Origin of the sequence: Dactylosporangium sp. NPDC000555, from assembly GCF_040300025.1 — a bacterium.
In the GTDB taxonomy this organism is placed as follows: domain Bacteria; phylum Actinomycetota; class Actinomycetes; order Mycobacteriales; family Micromonosporaceae; genus Dactylosporangium.
The window spans coordinates 1-17,547 of sequence record NZ_JBEPDB010000098.1; the positions used below are offsets into that span (position 1 = coordinate 1).

Sequence of the window (17,547 nt, forward strand, 5' to 3'; positions counted from 1 at the left end):
CGGGGCGCGGCGCCCGCCGGCCGGTGGCGGCCAGCAGGCCGCCGGGCACCGGGTGGTAGAGCACCCGGCGGGCGCGCACCGCGCGGCCCGAGGACATCGCCCGCACCGCCACGGCGACGTCCAGCGCGTCGCCGGGCCCGGCACAGGACAGTACCGTCGCGGAGGCGTCCAGCACGTGCACGGCGCGCGCGCCGGACGTATGCCGGGCCAGGACGCACAGCGCGTCCAGCGCGGGGGTCAACTGGGGGCCGCCGCGTGCACGGGGACCAGGCCGACCCGCATCGCGTAGAGCGCGGCCTGAGTGCGGCTCTCCGCGTTGAGCTTCTGCAGGATGTTGCTCACGTGCGTCTTCACCGTCTGCGGCGCGATGTGCAGCTCGCGGGCGATCTGCCCGTTGGCGCGGCCGCGGGCCAGCAGTGCGAGCACCTCCTCCTCGCGGCGGGTCAGCTGTGGTGGGGTGGCCGGCACGTGCACGTCGCGCACGAGCCGGGCGGCGACCGCCGGGGACAGCTGCACCTGGCCGGCGGCTGCGGCGCGGACCGCCCGGTGCAGCTCCTCGGCGTCGGTGTCCTTGAGCAGGTAGCCGACCGCGCCGGCGTGCAGGGCGTCGGCGATCAGCTGCGGCTCGAGATACCCGCTCAGCGCCACCACCTCGACGCTGGGCAGCTCGCGGCGGATGACGGCGATCGCGCTGATCCCGTCGAGGACCGGCATGAGCAGGTCCATCAGCACGATGTCGGGGCGCAGCTCGTGGGTCAGCGCCACGGCCTCCCGCCCGTCGGCCGCCGAGCCGACCGTCTCCAGGTCACCGCTGAGCGCCAGGAAGCTGCGCAGGCCCTCGCGAACCATCGCATGGTCGTCGGCGATCAAGATCCTGATACTCATCGGGGCGCGCTATACCCCGCAAAAGGAACAAATACCGCGCGCCCCGGTGCCAGGCGGACTACGCCGAATGGGGGAGGCCGAAGGTGGGCGCTACGGCAGAACCGCGGCGTGATGTGCCGGGGGCACGCCCGGCCGCACGGTTGTGAGCGTGACGCCCTACTTGTTCCGGCTGAGCCGGTTCTCCCTGGTGGGAGTCAGCGGTGTCGTCGTCAACAACGCCGCCCTGCTCGTGCTGCACGGGCTGCTCGGGCTCGCGCTGCTGCCCGCAACGGTAGCGGCTGTCGAGATCGCGCTGATATCCAACTACGTCCTGCACGAACTGTGGACCTTCCGGCGTCGCAGCCTGTCGCTGCAGCGGTTCGCGTACTTCAGCCTCGCCGGCCTGGCCGCGATGCCGGTCAACGTCATCGTGGTGCAACTGCTGGTCGGTCTTGGCCTGCACTACCTCCCCGCCAACCTGGTCGGCATCGCGGCCGGATTCGGGGTCAACTTCGCCGTCAGCTCGAAGTGGATTTGGAGTGAACGCACCGATGGAGCAGATCGTGTTGGCGGTCCTCACCCTGATCTCGCTGCTGCTGACGGTGCAGGCGGCTCACGCCCTGTATCTCATGATCTATACGTGGGACCGGCCGGAGGCGGACGCCAAGGCACGCGTGCCAGATCAACGTGCTACGCCGGAACTCTCCTTCACCGCAATCCTCCCGGCACGGCACGAGGAGGAGGTCATCCAAGCCACCATCGCCCGCGCCGCGTCCGCTGAGTACCCGCCGCACCTGGTGCAGATCCTGGTCGTGTGCTCGGCGGACGACGTGGGCACGATCGAGCAGGCCCGCGCCCAGGTCAACCGGCTGCGCGCGGTCGGGCGGACCAACGTGGACGTGATCGTGTTCGACGACGGCCCGATCAACAAGCCGCACGGGCTGAACACGGCGCTGCGCCACGCCACCAACGACGTCGTGGCCATCTTCGACGCCGAGGACGAGGTGCAGCCGGAGCTGTTCGACATCGTCAACACGATCATGCTGACCGACGAGGTCAGCGTGGTGCAGGCCGGGGTGCAGCTGATGAACTTCGACTCCAACTGGTACTCGACGTTCAACGTGCTGGAGTACTTCTTCTGGTTTCGCAGCCGCCTGCACTACCACGCCAAGAACGGCGCCATCACCCTCGGCGGCAACACGGTGTTCTTCCAGCGCGAGCTCATCGAACGCCTCGGCGGCTGGGACGAGACCAACCTCACCGAGGACGCCGACATCGGCCTGCGGGTCTCCAGCATGGGCGAGAAGGTCCGGGTGGTCTACGACGACCGCTACGTGACCAAGGAGGAGACGCCGCCGACGCTGCAGAGCTTCATCAAGCAGCGCACGCGGTGGTGCCAGGGGTTCATGCAGACCCTGGGCAAGGGCACCTGGAAGCTCATGCCCAACCGGCGGCAGCGCTTCCTGGCCTGGTACACCCTGGCGTTCCCGCACGTCCAGGCGTTGCTCGGCATCTACCTGCCGGTCGCGCTGCTGCAGGCGTTCGTGCTCAGCGTGCCCGTGCCGGTGGCGATGCTGTCCTGGCTGCCGGTGCTGCTGCTCGGTGCGCACTTCGTCATGTCCGTCGTCGGGCTCTACGAGTTCACCGGGGCGCACGGGCTGAAGGCCGGCCCGGGGACCGTGGTGAAGATGGCGATCACCTGGTTTCCGTACCAGATGGTGCTGTCCTATGCAGCCGCCCGCGCGCTGTACCGCCAGCTCAAGGGCGCCACCAACTGGGAGAAGACCGCCCACGTCGGCGCCCACCGCACCGCCGAGGCTCCGGAGTTGAGCAATGTCGGCTGAAGTCCTCACCAGGCCCAGGGCCACCCCGGCCCCCGCGCGCAAGCCGGACAAGGCGCCGAAGTGGCTGATCGCCCTGTGCGTGCTCATCGGGCTGGTCAGTCACGGGTGGAACATGTTCCGCTACCCGCTGTACCTCACCGACGAGGGCATCTACATGGAGCAGGCCTGGTCGGTGCTCCGGCAGGCCAAGCTCTCGCCGTACACCTACTTCTACGACCACGCCCCGATGGGCTGGCTGGCGCTGTCGGGCTGGGTCGCGGTGCTGCCCGGCGGCTTCAACGCCTTCGGCAACGCCATCAACACCGGCCGCGCGCTCATGCTCATCGTGCACCTGCTCTCGGTGTTCCTGATGTTCGAGACGGTGCGCCGCTTCACCAGCAGCAAGTCGGCCGCGTTCCTGGCCACGTTCGTGTACAATCTGTCCCCGCTCGGGGTGTACTACCAGCGCCAGGTCCTGCTGGACAACCTCATGATGTTCTGGATCCTGCTCGGGCTGTACCTGCTGGCCCGGCGGGACGGGCGGATCGTCACCGCGATGGGCGCCGGCTTCTGCTTCGGTCTGGCGCTGGTGACCAAGGAGAACGCGCTGTTCATCCTGCCCGGCTGCGCGTTCCTGCTGCACAAGACGGTCAAGGAGCAGCCCAACCGGCGCTTCGGCGTGAGCTTCTGGTGGTTCGCCGCCCTCGCGCCGGTCGTCGGTTACCTGCTCTTCGCCCAGATCAAGAACGAGCTCTTCCCGGAGGGCTTCAACTTCAACCTGGGTGCCACCACACCCGGTGACCACGTGTCGCTGCTGTACACCGTCTGGTGGCAGCTGCACCGCAACTCCAACAGTTCCAACGGCCTGTCCTTCACCGACCTGCTGCACGACAGCTGGCTGTTCAAGGACCGCTACCTGCTCATCGCCGGCACCGTGGCGACCCTGCTCGTGCTCATCTCCGGACGGCGCAACCGGCGGCTGCGCACGCCGATGCTGGCGTGCGGGCTGATGGCGGTCGGCTACGCCTTCTACCTGAGCCGCAGCGCACTGCTCGACTTCTACATCGCGCCGATGGTGCCGCTGTTCGCGCTCAACCTCGGCATGTTCTTCGGCTGGCTCACCCGGCGCACAGCGCAGGCCGGGGCGGCGGTGCTCGTCGCCTGCATCCTCGTGCCGGTGCTGGTCATGCCCGGAGGCTTCCTGGTGAAGTACAACGACCGGGGCCAGCTGGAGTTCAGCGACGCCTACCGGCTGCCGCTCACCCAGCTCCAGGAGCAGCAGGTGGCCTGGGTCAAGGCGAACATCCCGACCAATGCCCGCCTCATCATCGACGACGACATCTGGGTTGCGCTGCACGACAACAACCCGCCGTACAAGAACGCCCATCCGCACTACAAGGCCACGTCCGACCCGGACGTGCGGGACAAGGTCTTCCACTCCAGCTGGGAGAACGTCGATTACGTCGTGATGTCGAACAAGATGCGCGACGCCCTCCAGCGCGGCGGCGAGACCTGGATCATCGAGGCGATCGACCAGCACGGGCAGCCCGTCTGGCAGGCCACCCGGGGCGACGTCTCGCTGTCAATCGTGAAGATCGGGAACACGTCGTAGTTTTGGAGACCCTGATGCAATCGCTCAAGCATCGGCCCGCGGTCCCGCGCGGCAAGAGTCGCCGGAAACGGGCCAACGTCAAGCTCTCCCGCAAACGCCTGCTCCTGGCCGCCGCGGCGGCCGTGCTGCTGGTCATGGTGGGCCGCTCGCTGCTGCCGGCGCTCGGTATCTCCGCGCCCGGACTCGGCGGCAAGCCCACCGAGACGCCGACGGAGATCCAGACGAAGAGCCCGCCCGCGCCGCAGGTCGACCTGAACGGGGTCATGGTGCCGGGCGGTGGCGCACCGATGATCACCCTGAACCCGGGCCTGGTGCAGCTGGGCGGCACGGTCACCGTCCAGGGCTCGGGCTTCGACCAGGGGTCGGTCATCGACGTGTACCTCGGGCCGTCGTCGACGCCGGGTCAGAAGCCGCCGAAGGGCGCGGCCGCGGCGAAGCCGCACCAGGTGGCGACGGCGAAGGCCGGCAAGTACGGGATATTCACGGCCAACTTCAGCTTCCCCAGCACCATGACCCAGCCGGTCCAGGAGGTGACCGCCCAGGCGCGTGGCAGCACCGACAAGGTGGCCAAGGCCGACGCGTCGGTCGCCCAGGGCGCCGGCCAGGCGACGCTGTCGGCGATCGTGGGTAAGCCCGGCGACACGATCAACCTCTCGGTGAAGGGCTTCGCGCCGGGCGAGGACCTCAACGTGTACTGGGGCCGCGTCAGCGGCGAGCCGACCCTCACCCTCAAGGCCGACGAGGGTGGCTCCGTGGGTAAGACGCCGATCAGAGTTGGGGTCACGGCCGTCGGGACGACCAGTCTGGTGGTCGTGGGCAAGAAGAGCGGGGCGGCGGCAAGCGCGCCGTTCCAGGTGCTGCGGCTGTACCCGTCGATCAAGATCGCCCCGTACGCGGTGAAGGCCACCCAGAAGATCACCTTCTCCGGCTCCGGCTTCGCCCCCGCCGAGCGGGTCCTGGTGCGGCTCAATGCGGCCGGCGGGCAGCCGGTGATGGCGATCTCGACCGACGGCGCCGGCGGCTTCAAGGGTGCCGGGCTCACCATGCCGTTCAAGCTCAAGGGCGCCCAGGCGCTGGTGTTCACCGGCGAGCAGAGCCGCGCGGCGGTCTCGAGCGGGTTCACGATCCTGCCGTACATGCCGCAGGCCCGCACCAACGCCTACGGCGGCCTGCCGGGGACGATGGTGAACTTCTACGCCACCCAGTTCGCCCCCAACGAGGCCGTGCACGTGACGGTGCAGACGGCCAAGGGCGCCAAGCCGGAGACGGTCGCCGCGTTCCGGGTGGACCAGAAGGGCAGCGCCCGGGCGGTCGGGCAGTACACCATCCCGGGCGACACCGAGGACACCGTCGTGTTCCACCTGCACGGCCAGAGCAGCGACGCGACCGCGACGGTCAACTTCAAGGTCGACAAGTCCGGCGGACCGGTCGACATCCCGCCTGCCAAGCCGTATACGATTCCTAAGAACCTGGAGAACTGAGGCTGTTGTACTGGCAGGCGTTCCGCGCCGCCCCGGAAGCGTTGATCGTGCTCGACGCCGCCGGGGTGGTGCGTCTGGCCAGCAGCGCGGCCGAGGCGCTGTTCCAGCGCTCCGCCGCCGACCTCGTGGGACGCCGGGTCGCCGACCTTCTCGTCGGCGACCCGGCGTTCAGCACGCAGGAGCCCGTGGCGGCCATGGTGCGGCTGCCCGGCGGGCGCGAGATCGCCGTGGACGTGCGGGCCCGCACGCTCGCCGGCGACCCCAGCGGTCTGCTGGTGCTCGCCATCGACGACCAGAGCATGCCCGGGCGCAGCCGGGCCAGCCTCGAGCAGCGCATCGCCCGGCTCACCCTCACCGAGCACGAGCAGGGCGAGCTGCTCGACGACCTCATCCTCACCCAGGAGCGCGAGCGCGCCCGCATCGCCGCCGGCGTGCACGACGACAGCCTGCAGGTGATCACCGCCGCCACGCTGCGCCTGCAGCACCTGCGCCGCCGCCTGCGCGACCCGGACGACCTCGAGATCCTCGACAAGCTGGAGGCCTCCCTCGTGCAGGCGGCCGACCGGCTGCGCCGGCTCATCTTCGACTTCCGCCCGCCGAAGCTGGCCGACGACGGGCTCGTGGCCGCCACCGGCGACCTGCTCGACGACCTCGCCGAACGCCACGAGCTCGAAGTGCGCGTCGAGGACCGGCTCACCGCCGAGCCGGCGCTGCCGACACGCCTGCTGCTCTACCGCATGTTGCAGGAGGCCGTCGCCAACGTCGGCAAGCACGCCGACGCCGACCGCTGCACGGTGATCCTGGGCGAGCAGGAGAACGGCTACCTGGTGCGGGTCGTCGACGACGGTGTCGGCGCCGAGATCCTGCACACCGACCCCGGGCACCTCGGGCTGCTGCTCATGCGGGAGCGGGCGGACCTGGCCGGCGGGTGGTTCCGGATCAGCAGCGTGCCGGGCAGCGGTACCACCGTCACGTTCTGGGTGCCGCGCGGCGCCGACCTGCAATCCAAAGGAGCCCCATAGTGAGTGGCCGTCCGCCCTACCGTGTGCTGATCGTCGAGGACCACCAGGTCGTCGCGGAGGGGCTCGCCGCCCTCCTCAACGAGCACCCCGAGCTGCGCGTCGTGGCCCTGGCCAGCAGCGTGGGCGAGGTCGAGCACCTCTCCGACGTGGAGCGGGTCGACGTGGCATTGTGCGACTTCTGGCTGCCCGACGGCACCGGCGCCGAGGCGGTCGCGGCGCTGCGCGCGCACCAGCCCGACGCGGCCATCGTCTTCCTCAGCGCCGACCAGAGCGACCAGGTGATCCTCACCGCGCTCGAGGCCGGCGCGGCCGGCTATCTGGTCAAGAGCGCCGGCGGCGCCGACGTGGCCGAGGCCGTGCGGCGCGCCGTCGACGGCGAGATCCTGGTGCCGGCCCGCCAGCTGGCCAAGCTCCTGTCCCGCCGGCGCGAGAACGCGCGCCGCTCCCAGGAGCACGCCCGGCGGCTTGATAGCCTCACGCCGCGCGAACGGCAGATCCTCGCCCTGATGACCGAGGGCATGGACAACCGTGACATCGCGCGCGAGCTGAGCATCAGCTACACCACGGTCCGCAGCCACGTGCGCCACCTGCTGAGCAAATTGGGCGCCCGCTCGAAGCTCGAGGCCGTCGTCCGTGCCGCCGACTGGGACGCTCCTTCAATTGGTGCATGAACAAATCCGACATTTGTACGCTGACTGCATATTCCGCTGTCCGTAGCGTGTTGATCTGCCCCGCCGTCAAACGTGAGGACAGGTCAGCTCTATGGGTCGCACGCGCCTTTACTGGATTTCCGCACTGGTCGCGCTCGCCGTGGCAGCAGTGGCAGTGGTGCCACTGATGCAGAACAAGGACAAGAAGGTCCACCCGACGATGGCGCAGTCCGCGCAGCGTCTGCAGATGCCCCTGCGCGCCGAGGGCAGCCGCATCGTCGACGCCCGCGGCGAGACCGTGACGCTCACCGGCGTCAACTGGTTCGGGCTGGAGACCGAAACGTTCGCGCCGCACGGGCTGTGGTCGCGCAGCCTGAACGACATGCTCGACCAGATCGTCGGTCAGGGCTTCAACACGTTGCGCCTGCCGTTCAGCAACGAGCTGTTCGACGCCTCGGCGAAGCCCAACGGCGTCGACTTCGCGCTCAACCCCGACCTCCAGGGCCTGACCGGCCCGCAGATCATGGACAAGGTCGTGGAGGGCGCCACCAAGCGCGGCGTGATGGTCCTCCTCGACCGGCACCGCCCGACGTCGTCCGGCCAGAGCAACCTCTGGTACACCGACAAGGTCAGCGAGGAGCGCTGGATCTCCGACTGGGTCAAGCTCGCCACGCACTACAAGAACAACCCGCTCGTGGTCGGCGCCGACCTGCACAACGAGCCGCACGGCGAGGCCAGCTGGGGCGACGGCAACGAGAAGACCGACTGGCGGGCCGCCGCGCAGCGCGCCGGTGACGCCGTGCTCAAGGCCAACCCGAACTGGCTGATCGTCGTCGAGGGCATCGAGAACTACAAGACCGCCGACGGCAACACCGACGGCTACTGGTGGGGTGGCAACCTGCAGGGCGCCGCCGAGCACCCGGTGAAGCTGTCGGACCCCACCAAGCTGGTGTACTCCGCGCACGACTACAGCCCGAAGGTCTGGTCGCAGCAGTGGTTCACCGACCCGGAGTTCCCCGCCAACATGCCGGCCCTGTGGGACAAGCAGTTCGGCTACCTCGTGAAGAACAACACCGCCCCGGTGCTCATGGGTGAGTTCGGCGGCCGCTCGGTGGCCGAGAAGGACGAGCAGGGCAACAAGGATCTCGAGGGCATCTGGCAGCGCAACCTCGTCGCCTACCTGAAGGACAACGGGTTCAGCTACACGTACTGGTCCTGGAACCCGAACTCCGGTGACACCGGCGGGGTCCTGCAGGACGACTGGAAGACCGTGGACGCCGACAAGATGGCACTGCTGAAGAGCTACCAGGCGCCTCTGGCCGCGGCCGCGGAGTAACACCGCAGCAGGCACGCACGGCCCTCCCCCCGCTGTTACATTCGCGGGGGGAGGGCCGATCTGTGCCTGAGGCAGCCATCGTCGTCGATACCGTGTGCGGCACGGGCTCGTGAGCATCGAGCGGATGTCCCCGGCCGGCGCGCGCACCCGGCGGGGGATCCGCCGCCCAGCGCTGCTGGCCGCGGTGTGGGCCGTCGCGTTCGCCGTCGCCCATGTCTACTGGGCGCTCGGCGGGAGGGTGCTGCTGGCGATGTCGTTCCGGGGCGCGGCGAACGCGGCGGCGGTCCTGGCCAGCCCGCCGCTGCGGTTCGCGGCGCTGTGGGGCGTCGGCGTGCTCTGCCTGGCCGGCGCGGGCATCGCGGTACTGCTGGGCCGGCCCGAGCCGCCCCCGGGGCGCGGGACGCTGCGACGGGTGCTTCGGGTGCTGGCCTGGGCGGCGGCGGTCGCGCTGCTGCTGCGGGGCGGGCTGGTGGCGGCACAGGACGCGCTGATCGCGGCCGGGGTGCTGTCGCCGCAGGTCGCCGGGGGAGCGGGGGAGCTGGCCGACGTCGCGCACTGGAGCCTCGGGCTGTTCTGCCCGTGGTTCCTGACCGGTGGGGTGCTGTTCGCGCTCACCGCGCGCCGCCCGCGGTGACCACCTGCCGCTGACGGCGGATGGTGCGCGGTGTGACGGGACGCACTTTTCGATACGAGACGGTTCCGTATCGTGGCTCGCGAGCTACGTTGATACGGAACTGTTCCGTATCGTTATCGCGAGAGCGTTCAGACCAGGGGGAAGCAACATCGTGGACGCATCTACCCAAGCGGCACCAGCCGACACCGGACATCCTCGACGCTGGGCCATTCTCGGCGTGCTCGTCATCAGCCTGCTCGTGGTGGTGCTGGACAACACCGTCCTCAACGTCGCCATGCGCACCATCGCCGACCCGCAGCACGGACTCGGCGCCACCCAGAGCCAGCTGGAGTGGGCGATCAACTCCTACACGCTGGTCTTCGCCGGCCTGCTGTTCACCGCCGGCATCCTGGCCGACCGGCTCGGCCGCCGCATCACGCTCACCGTCGGCCTCGCGCTGTTCGGCATCGCGTCGCTCGTGTCCGCCTACGCCGACTCGCCGGGCCAGCTGATCTGGGCCCGCGCCCTGATGGGCCTCGGCGCCGCCGCGGTCATGCCCTCGACGCTGTCGATCATCGCCAACGTCTTCGACCCGCGCGAGCGCGGCCGCGCCATCGGCGTGTGGGCCGGCGCGGTCGGCCTCGGCGTCGCGATCGGCCCGATCGTCGGCGGCCTGCTGCTCGAGCACTTCTGGTGGGGCTCGGTCTTCCTGATCAACGTCCCGATCGTGGTCGCCGGCCTGATCCTGGTCAACGTCCTCATCCCCGAGTCGCGCGACCCGAGGCCGGGCCGCATCGACATCGTCGGCGTGCTGCTGTCCATCGTCGGCCTGACCCTGCTCACGTACGGTGTCATCGAGGGCGGCGACCACGGCTTCGGCAGGATCGAGTCCTGGGCCACCCTCGCCGCGGCGGTCGTGGTGCTGGGCGCGTTCGCCCTCTACGAGCGGCGCGTCGAGTTCCCGTCGCTGGACGTGCGGCTGTTCTCCAACCGCCAGTTCAGCGCCTCGACCGGCATGATCGGTCTGGTCTTCTTCGCGGCGATGGGCGTCATGTTCGTCAGCGCCTTCTACCTGCAGCTCGTTCGCGGCTACGGCCCGCTGGCCTCCGGCGCCCTGTTCGTGCCGTTCGCCCTCGCCCAGATGGTCTTCGCACCGCGCAGCGCCGCGATGGTCAAGCGTTTCGGCCCGAAGGCGGTCAGCACCGTCGGCCTGCTGCTCGTCGCGGCCGGCCTGGCCGGGTGGATCTTCATCACGGCGACCACCCCGATCTGGGTCGTGGGCGCGCTGTTCTTCCTCATGGGCGTCGGCATGGCCAACGTGATGCCGCCCGCGACGGAGGCGATCATGTCCGTGCTTCCCCGTGAGAAGGCCGGCGTCGGGTCGGCCGTCAGCAACACCATCCGTCAGGTCGGTGGCGCCCTCGGTGTGGCCGCCCTCGGCGCCGTCGTCTCCTCCGTGTACCGCGACCGCATCGCCTCCGCCACGAGCGGCCTGCCGGCCGCCGCGAAGAACGCGGCTGGCGAGTCGATCTCCGGTGCGTACGGTGTGGCGCCGCACGCCGGGCCCGCCGGGCAGGCGCTGATCCAGCACGCCAACGACGCCTTCATCGCCGCCATGCACGGCGCCGCGATCGGCTCGGCGATCTTCGCCGTCCTCGGCGCGGTCGTGGCCGCCCTGTGGCTGCCCGGCAAGCGCCCGGCGACCGCATCCGTCCCCGCCACCCCCGGGAGCCTGGCGGAGGAGCAGGGTGTGCAGCTCGTCAGGGTCGCCGAGTGAGCGTGTGAGGAACCGGTGAGTAGCTTCGGGGTGAAAACTCGGTAACAATGGAAACCATGACGCTCAGCGTGGATGTGGCGCCTGACCAGGATCGGAAGGGTCCCGGCCGGCCCCGCAGCGCCCGGGTCGACGAGGCGATCGTCGAGGCGGTGTTCGAGCTGCTCGGCTCAGGCCAGAGCGCGGACGCCGTCTCGATCGAGGCGGTCGCGGCGAAGGCCGGCGTTGGCAAGGCGACGATCTACCGCCGCTGGCCCAACAAGGAGGCGTTGCTCATCGATGCCGTGCTGGCGATGAAGGGCCCACTGCCCGAGCTGCGCGGCGAGTCGGTGCGCGACGACCTGGTCACGCTGATCACCGCGATGCGCAACAAGCGGATGGCCCGGCAGGGCAAGGTCACGGCCTGCCTCATGCCGGAGCTGTTCAAGAGCCCCGAGATGACCCGGGTGCACCACGCGGTCATGGAGCCGCGCCGGGAGGTGATTCGCACGGTGCTGCGCCGGGGCATCGCCTCGGGCGAGCTGCGCGCCGACCTGGACGTGGAGCTGGCTCTGCTGGTCCTGTCCGGGCCGACGGTGGCGCAGAACATGCTGCGCTGGAACCCGAATGTCCCGGACGAGGACTTCGCGGAGAAGCTGGTCGACTTCGTGCTGCGCGGCGCGCAGCCCTGAGCTCGGTCCGCCGACACCCCGGCCCGGCCCGCCTCCCTCGGCGGCGCCGGGCCGCCCCGTTTCCCCGTCTGTGTCCCCCGCCGGTCAGGAGGTCTGCAGGCGGTGCAGGCGGAGAGCGAGCTGGACCTCCAGGGCCTGCTCCGGCTTCTGCCAGTCGGCGCCGAGGAGCTGGCCTATCCGCTCGAGGCGCTGGGTGACCGTGTTGACGTGCACGTGCAGGACCTCCGCGGCGCGGGTCAGGCTGCCGCCGACGCCGAAGTACGCCTCCAGGGTCTTCACCAGCGCGGTGCCCCGGCGCGCGTCGTAGTCGACCACCGGGCCGATCGCGGTGTCCAGGAACGACCGTACGTCGCGGTCGCGGCCGTCCGGGGCCGAGCCCAGCAGCAGACCGACGAAGCCCAGCTCGGCCGTGCCGGCGCCGGTGCCGGTGCGGCCCAGGGCGGCCAGGGCGGTCACGCAGCGGTCGGCGTCGCGGTAGGCGGTGGCGATGCCCTCGGGGGCGCTCGCCGGGCCGCCGGCGCCGGCGGTGATCGGGCGGCCCAGCAGCTTACCCAGGTCGCGGGCGACGAGCCGGGCGGCGCCGCCGGGGGCCTCGCCGGGCAGCAGGAGCACGACGTGGCCGTCGCGGACGGCGGCCAGGCCGGCGCGGGTCTGGGCGTACGTCTGCGCCCACGACATGGCCCGCTGGCGGATCGAGCCGCCGGCGAGGGCGTCCGCGCCGATGACGACGACGACGTTGGGGGCGTCCAGGTCGACCCCGAGACGCTTGGCCCGGGCGCGCAGCGCGTCGGCGTCGCGGACCGGGCGCGTGATGACGTCGTCGAGCAGCTCGCCGCGCACGCGGCCCTCGGCATCGGCCACGGTGCGGCGGAACAGCAGCAGCAGCGCCGTGACGACCGCGGCGCGCTCCAGGATGCGCTGGTCGGCGTTGACGAGCGGGCGGTCGGGGCGCAGGACGAGGGCGCCGAGGTTCTCCGCGCCGGCCACGATCGCGGCCACCCACAGCTGGCCGCGGCGCACGCTGCGGCCCTCGGTGCGCGAGGCGGCCAGGGCCTCGGCGACCGCGCTCGGGTCGGGCTCGGCCAGCTCGCCGACCAGGGCCAGGCGGCGGTTCTCGGCGTCCAGGACGAGCAGGGAGCCGCCGAGGACCTCGACCACGACCGCGGCGACGTCCTCGACGCCGGCGCCGCGCAGCACGAGCGCGGTCATCCGGTCGTGCGCGGCCGCGGCCCGCTCGACGGAGTCGCTGTGCGCGCGGATGACGCCGTTGGCGGCGGAGAGCTCCTCCAGGGCGGCCCGGGTCTCGCCGAGCAGCCGCGCGGTGTCGATCGCGACGGCGGCGTTGGCGGCGAGGGAGAGCAGCAGCGAGACCTCCTCACGGGCGAACGGGCGGGCGGAGCGGTTGGCGGCGTAGAGCACGCCGATGATCCGGGCGCCCAGCCGCAGCGGCACCCCGAGGATCGCCACCAGCCCCTCCTCGCTCACCCCGGCGTCGATGTCGCCGGTGTGCCGGAAGCGGCTGTCGCGGGGGTAGTCGGCGGTGACGTACGGGCTGCCGGTCTGCGCGACCAGGCCGCCGAGGCCGGCGCCCATCGGCAGCCGCAGCGCCTGGAAGCGGGCCGAGACGGAGCCGTCGGTGACCCGCATGTAGGTGTCGCCGCGGGCCTCGTCGGTGAGCGTCATGTACGCCACGTCGGCGCCCAGCAGCGTCCGCGCCCGGTGCACGATCGCGGCGAGCACGGCGTCGAGGTCGCGCAGGCCGGCCAGGTCGCTGGCCGTGTCGAAGAGCCCGGACAGCTCCTCCTCGCGCCGGCGGCGCCGCTCCAGCAGGGCGCGGACCCGCAGCGCGACGACCTTGGCCCGCTCGAGCTCGGCGATGTGCTCGGGCGGCAGGCCGGCGCTGCGCGCGGCGACGAGCGGGCCCTCGAACTCCACGGCGGCCGCCTCGCGGGCCAGCAGCTCGAGGTACTCCAGCATCGTCACAAGTCCTAGTGTGCGGTCCAGCCGCCGTCGATCGACAGCGAAGTACCGGTGATGAAGCCCGCGACGTCGGTGCACAGGTAGGCGACGAGCTCGGCGACCTCGGCCGGCTCGATGAGCCGCTTGATCGCGGCGCTGGTCAGCATGATCTTCTCGACGACCTCGGACTCGTCGATGCCGTGGGTGCGCGCCTGGTCGGCGATCTGCCCCTCGACCAGCGGCGTGCGCACGTACGCCGGGTTGATGCAGTTCGCCGTGACCCCGTGCGGCGCGCCCTCGAGCGCGACGGTCTTCGACAGCCCCTCGAGGGCGTGCTTGGCGGTGACGTAGGCGCCCTTGAACGGCGAGGCCCGCAGGCCGTGCACCGAGGAGATGTTGACGATGCGGCCCCAGTTCCCGGCGTACATGTGCGGCAGGACGGCGCGGACGAGCCGGAAGGGTGCGGAGACCATCACGGTCTGGATGTGGGCGAAGCGCTCCGGCGGGAAGTCCTCCAGCGCGGCCACGTGCTGCAGCCCGGCGTTGTTGACCAGCACGTCGGCGTCGAGGTGGCCGGCCAGCCGCCGTTCGATGCCGTCCAGGTCGGACAGGTCGGCGACCACGGGGACGACGCCCGCCTCCCCGGCGAGGGTCTCGAGCGCCTCGGCGTCGCGGTCGACCGCCACTACCCGTGCCCCGGCGGCGGCCAGCCGCGCCGCCACGCTGCGGCCGATGCCACTGCCGGCCCCGGTGACCAGCGCGGTGCGTCCGCGCAGGTCCAGCGCGACCACCTGGTGCGGCGTGGCGGGGTGAGACGTCGTCATGGCGGGAAACGTACGAGGCTTCGCGCGCCCGTCCCATGGGGCGCGCCCACATACCCTCAGCATATTCGGTGTGTGTGTCGCGCGACCGGTCCTTCGCGATCGTCCGATAGGGTGTCGAACACACGTATGAGGGGGGTGACCGGTGCGCGTGCTGGGGGTCGACCCGGGGCTGACCCGGTGCGGCGTGGCGGTGGTCGAGGGGCAGCCGGGGCGGCCGTGCCGGCTCGTGCATTACGAGGTCGTCACCAGCGACCCGGACGAGGACCTGGCGCTGCGCCTGCTCGGCCTCGACGTGCGCCTCGCCGAGGTGGTCGCCGAGCACCGCCCCGAGGCCGTCGCTGTCGAGCGGGTCTTCAGCCAGCACAACGTGCGCACCGTGATGGGCACGGCGCAGGCCGGTGCGGTGGCCATCCTCGCCGCGGCGCGGGCCGGGCTGCCCGTGCAGCTGTACACCCCCAGCGAGGTCAAGGCCGCCATCAGCGGCAACGGCAACGCCGACAAGGCGCAGGTGACCGCGATGGTGACCCGGCTGCTGCGGCTGGAGGTCGCGCCGCGCCCGGCCGACGCCGCCGACGCCTTAGCCTTGGCCATCTGTCACGTCTGGCGGGGCGGGGCGCGCGAGCGTCTCAGCGCCGCATTGAGGAGGGCCCGGTGATCGCGAGCGTTCGCGGCAAGGTGGTGGCGGTGTCGCCCGACGGCGCGGTGATCGAGGTCGGCGGGGTCGGCCTGCTCGTGCAGTGCTCGCCGCACACCATCGCCGACCTGCGGGTGGGGCAGGAGGCCCGGCTGGCGACCTCGCTGGTGGTGCGGGAGGACTCGCTCACCCTGTACGGCTTCGCCGACGACGAGGCCCGGCAGCTGTTCGAGCTGCTGCAGACGGCGAGCGGGGTGGGTCCTCGGCTGGCCCAGGCCGTGCTCGCCGTGCACACTCCCGATGTGGTGCGCCGCGCCATCTCCGCCGGTGACACCTCGACGCTGACCCGCGTGCCGGGCATCGGCAAGAAGGGGGCCGAGCGGCTGGTGCTGGAGCTACGCGACAAGATCGGCGGCCTGCCGGGCGACGGCGCGGCGCTGGTCGGCGTGGGCGCCGCGGTCTGGCCCGAGCAGGTCCGCCAGGCGTTGATCGGGCTCGGCTGGACCGCGGGCCAGGCCGACCAGGCGGTGGCCGCGGTCGCCGAGCAGCTCGACGGGCAGGCCGTGCCGGCGGTGCCGGTGCTGCTCAAGCAGGCGATCAAGATGCTGGGCACGATCCGATGAGCGGTCCGCAGCGTCGCGCGGGGGCCGCTCGCCCGCGGGCGCGGGTCCGGGCGGAGGCGTCGTGACGGATCCGTTGGTCAGTGCGTTCGCGTCCGACGAGGACGCGATCGCCGATCAGACCGTGCGCCCCAAGCGGCTCGCGGAGATCATCGGGCAGCACCGGGTGCGTGAGCAGCTCGACCTGCTGCTGCAGAGCGCCCTGCGCCGGGGCAGCCCGCCCGACCACATCCTGCTCTCCGGCCCGCCGGGGCTGGGCAAGACGACCATGGCCATGATCGTCGCCGCGGAGCTGAGCGCCGGCCTGCGCATGACCAGCGGGCCGGCGATCGAGCGGGCCGGCGACCTGGCCGCGGTGCTCACCAGCCTCCAGCGCGGCGACGTGCTGTTCATCGACGAGATCCACCGTATGGCGCGGCCGGCCGAGGAGCTGCTGTACACCGCCATGGAGGACTTCCGGGTCGACGTGGTGGTCGGCAAGGGCCCCGGCGCGACCGCGATCCCGCTGGACGTGGAGCCGTTCACGCTGGTGGGCGCCACGACCCGCAGCGGCCTGCTCACCGGCCCGATGCGCGACCGCTTCGGGTTCGTCGGGCAACTGGAGTTCTACGAGCCCGAGGAGCTGGAGCGGATCATCGCCCGGTCGGCGCGCATCCTCGACGTGCCGATCACCGAGGACGGGGCGGCGGAGATCGGCCGGCGCTCCCGCGGCACGCCCCGGATCGCCAACCGGCTGCTGCGCCGGGTCCGCGACTACGCCGAGGTCCGCGGCAACGGCGTGGTGGACCTGGGCGCGGCGCGGGCGGCGCTGGCCGTGTATGACGTGGACGAGCTCGGCCTGGACCGGCTCGACCGGGCGGTGCTGCTGGCCCTGCTGCGCCACGGCGGCGGTCCGGTCGGCCTGTCCACGCTCGCGGTCGCCGTGGGTGAGCAGCCCGACACGGTCGAGGAGGTCTGCGAGCCGTTCCTGCTGCGGACCGGGCTCATCTCGCGCACTCCCCGTGGCCGTGTCGCCACGGCGGGTGCATGGCGTCACCTCGGAATCCCAGCTCCCGCTGGTACCGTCGGGGGCGGCAACCCCGCGGGCGGCTTGTCCCAAACACCCGATCTGTTCAGTTTGGAGCCGTAGCTCCGGGTCTGTCGTGGTTGGTGCCTGGTTCGGGTCGATACGGTGAAGCTCATCGGGCCGGACCAGGGTTTCGTGGCGGACGCCGGTTTACGTGGTCTCCGACACACCGACTAGAATCGCCGCGATCCGCTGCGGCGGATATCAGATACCTCGACAGGGAAGGCCACCAATCGTGTATTACGCCGCGGAAAGCTCGGGCGGCAGCGCACTTCCGCTTCTCGTCGTCGTCGCCTTTGCTGCATTTGTCTATTTCCTCATGATCCGTCCCCAGCAGAAGCGCCGCCGCGAGACCGAGAGCATGCAGTCCTCGATGGGCGTCGGCGACGAGGTGGTGACCGTCGGGGGTCTGTACGGCACCGTAGTGGAGGTCACCGACGACACCGTGCTGCTGGAGATCTCGCCGGGCGTCACCGCCAAGTACGCCCGCGCCGCCATCGGCAAGGTCAACCGGAAGGCGCCCGTCGAGGAAGACGCCGCCTCCAAGGAGGAGTCCGCCGGGACCGCGGACACCGACTGAAAGCCCCGTTCGCAAGCC

Annotated in this window: 18 protein-coding genes; 14 read left to right on the forward strand and 4 right to left on the reverse strand. The window is 71.2% G+C overall.

What is annotated here, in order from left to right:
* Window positions 1–241: hypothetical protein (locus ABT297_RS37145; protein WP_350557264.1), on the reverse strand; the 241-nt coding region annotated here is incomplete at its 3' end.
* Entirely contained in the window at window positions 238–885 is a 648-nt protein-coding gene (locus ABT297_RS37150; protein ID WP_350557265.1) for a response regulator, read from the reverse strand. The genes ABT297_RS37145 and ABT297_RS37150, both read right to left, overlap by 4 nt.
* Before the next feature lie 148 nt (window positions 886–1,033).
* Between ABT297_RS37150 and ABT297_RS37155 the strand changes: the two genes are divergently transcribed.
* From ABT297_RS37155 to ABT297_RS37200, 10 genes are all read left to right on the forward strand, one after another.
* Window positions 1,034–1,645 (forward strand): GtrA family protein, encoded by a 612-nt coding sequence (locus ABT297_RS37155; protein WP_350557266.1) that lies wholly within the window; start codon window positions 1,034–1,036, stop codon window positions 1,643–1,645.
* Window positions 1,539–2,708, forward strand: a complete 1,170-nt coding sequence (locus ABT297_RS37160) for a glycosyltransferase (RefSeq protein WP_350557267.1) — start codon at window positions 1,539–1,541, stop codon at window positions 2,706–2,708. Before ABT297_RS37155 ends, ABT297_RS37160 begins: the two co-directional genes overlap by 107 nt.
* On the forward strand, window positions 2,698–4,299 hold the full coding sequence (locus ABT297_RS37165; RefSeq protein WP_350557268.1) for an ArnT family glycosyltransferase: 1,602 nt from the start codon (window positions 2,698–2,700) through the stop codon (window positions 4,297–4,299). The genes ABT297_RS37160 and ABT297_RS37165 overlap by 11 nt, the downstream gene beginning before the upstream one ends.
* 14 nt (window positions 4,300–4,313) lie before the next feature.
* A complete protein-coding gene (locus ABT297_RS37170; RefSeq protein WP_350557269.1) occupies window positions 4,314–5,780 on the forward strand; it encodes a hypothetical protein in 1,467 nt (488 codons plus the stop codon).
* A 5-nt stretch (window positions 5,781–5,785) separates the two neighbouring features.
* Window positions 5,786–6,802 carry a sensor histidine kinase gene (locus tag ABT297_RS37175; RefSeq protein WP_350557270.1) on the forward strand — a complete coding sequence of 339 codons (1,017 nt, stop codon included), beginning with the start codon at window positions 5,786–5,788 and terminating at the stop codon, window positions 6,800–6,802.
* A complete protein-coding gene (locus ABT297_RS37180; RefSeq protein ID WP_350557271.1) occupies window positions 6,802–7,473 on the forward strand; it encodes a response regulator in 672 nt (223 codons plus the stop codon). The genes ABT297_RS37175 and ABT297_RS37180 overlap by 1 nt, the downstream gene beginning before the upstream one ends.
* 166 nt (window positions 7,474–7,639) lie before the next feature.
* Complete coding sequence (locus tag ABT297_RS37185; protein ID WP_350557272.1) at window positions 7,640–8,788, forward strand: glycoside hydrolase family 5 protein; 1,149 nt, start codon at window positions 7,640–7,642, stop codon at window positions 8,786–8,788.
* A 94-nt stretch (window positions 8,789–8,882) separates the two neighbouring features.
* Window positions 8,883–9,422 carry a DUF3995 domain-containing protein gene (locus tag ABT297_RS37190; RefSeq protein WP_350557273.1) on the forward strand — a complete coding sequence of 180 codons (540 nt, stop codon included), beginning with the start codon at window positions 8,883–8,885 and terminating at the stop codon, window positions 9,420–9,422.
* Window positions 9,423–9,639: 217 nt separating this feature from the next.
* A complete protein-coding gene (locus ABT297_RS37195) occupies window positions 9,640–11,178 on the forward strand; it encodes an MFS transporter (RefSeq protein WP_350557274.1) in 1,539 nt (512 codons plus the stop codon).
* A 56-nt stretch (window positions 11,179–11,234) separates the two neighbouring features.
* Complete coding sequence (locus tag ABT297_RS37200) at window positions 11,235–11,846, forward strand: TetR/AcrR family transcriptional regulator (RefSeq protein WP_350557275.1); 612 nt, start codon at window positions 11,235–11,237, stop codon at window positions 11,844–11,846.
* A gap of 84 nt (window positions 11,847–11,930) precedes the next feature.
* Here the strand turns inward: ABT297_RS37200 and ABT297_RS37205 are convergent, their stop codons facing one another.
* Window positions 11,931–13,823: a helix-turn-helix domain-containing protein gene (locus ABT297_RS37205; protein WP_350557290.1), complete on the reverse strand. Its 1,893-nt coding sequence runs from the start codon at window positions 13,821–13,823 to the stop codon at window positions 11,931–11,933.
* Between the two features lie 11 nt (window positions 13,824–13,834).
* The gene (locus ABT297_RS37210; RefSeq protein WP_350557276.1) at window positions 13,835–14,629 is read right to left on the reverse strand and encodes a 3-hydroxybutyrate dehydrogenase; all 795 of its coding nucleotides are present in this window, start codon (window positions 14,627–14,629) and stop codon (window positions 13,835–13,837) included.
* 142 nt (window positions 14,630–14,771) lie between these two features.
* On the opposite strand from ABT297_RS37210, the gene ruvC reads away from it, so the two are divergent.
* The 4 genes from ruvC (at window position 14,772) to yajC (ending at window position 17,529) form a co-directional block, all read left to right on the forward strand.
* The gene (ruvC, locus tag ABT297_RS37215; protein WP_350557277.1) at window positions 14,772–15,284 is read left to right on the forward strand and encodes a crossover junction endodeoxyribonuclease RuvC; all 513 of its coding nucleotides are present in this window, start codon (window positions 14,772–14,774) and stop codon (window positions 15,282–15,284) included.
* The gene (ruvA, locus tag ABT297_RS37220) at window positions 15,281–15,886 is read left to right on the forward strand and encodes a Holliday junction branch migration protein RuvA (RefSeq protein ID WP_350557278.1); all 606 of its coding nucleotides are present in this window, start codon (window positions 15,281–15,283) and stop codon (window positions 15,884–15,886) included. The genes ruvC and ruvA overlap by 4 nt, the downstream gene beginning before the upstream one ends.
* A gap of 61 nt (window positions 15,887–15,947) precedes the next feature.
* Entirely contained in the window at window positions 15,948–17,012 is a 1,065-nt protein-coding gene (ruvB, locus tag ABT297_RS37225; RefSeq protein ID WP_350557279.1) for a Holliday junction branch migration DNA helicase RuvB, read from the forward strand.
* A 172-nt stretch (window positions 17,013–17,184) separates the two neighbouring features.
* Window positions 17,185–17,529, forward strand: coding sequence for a preprotein translocase subunit YajC (gene yajC / locus ABT297_RS37230; protein WP_350557280.1), 345 nt, complete (start codon window positions 17,185–17,187; stop codon window positions 17,527–17,529).
* Window positions 17,530–17,547 lie beyond the last annotated feature (18 nt).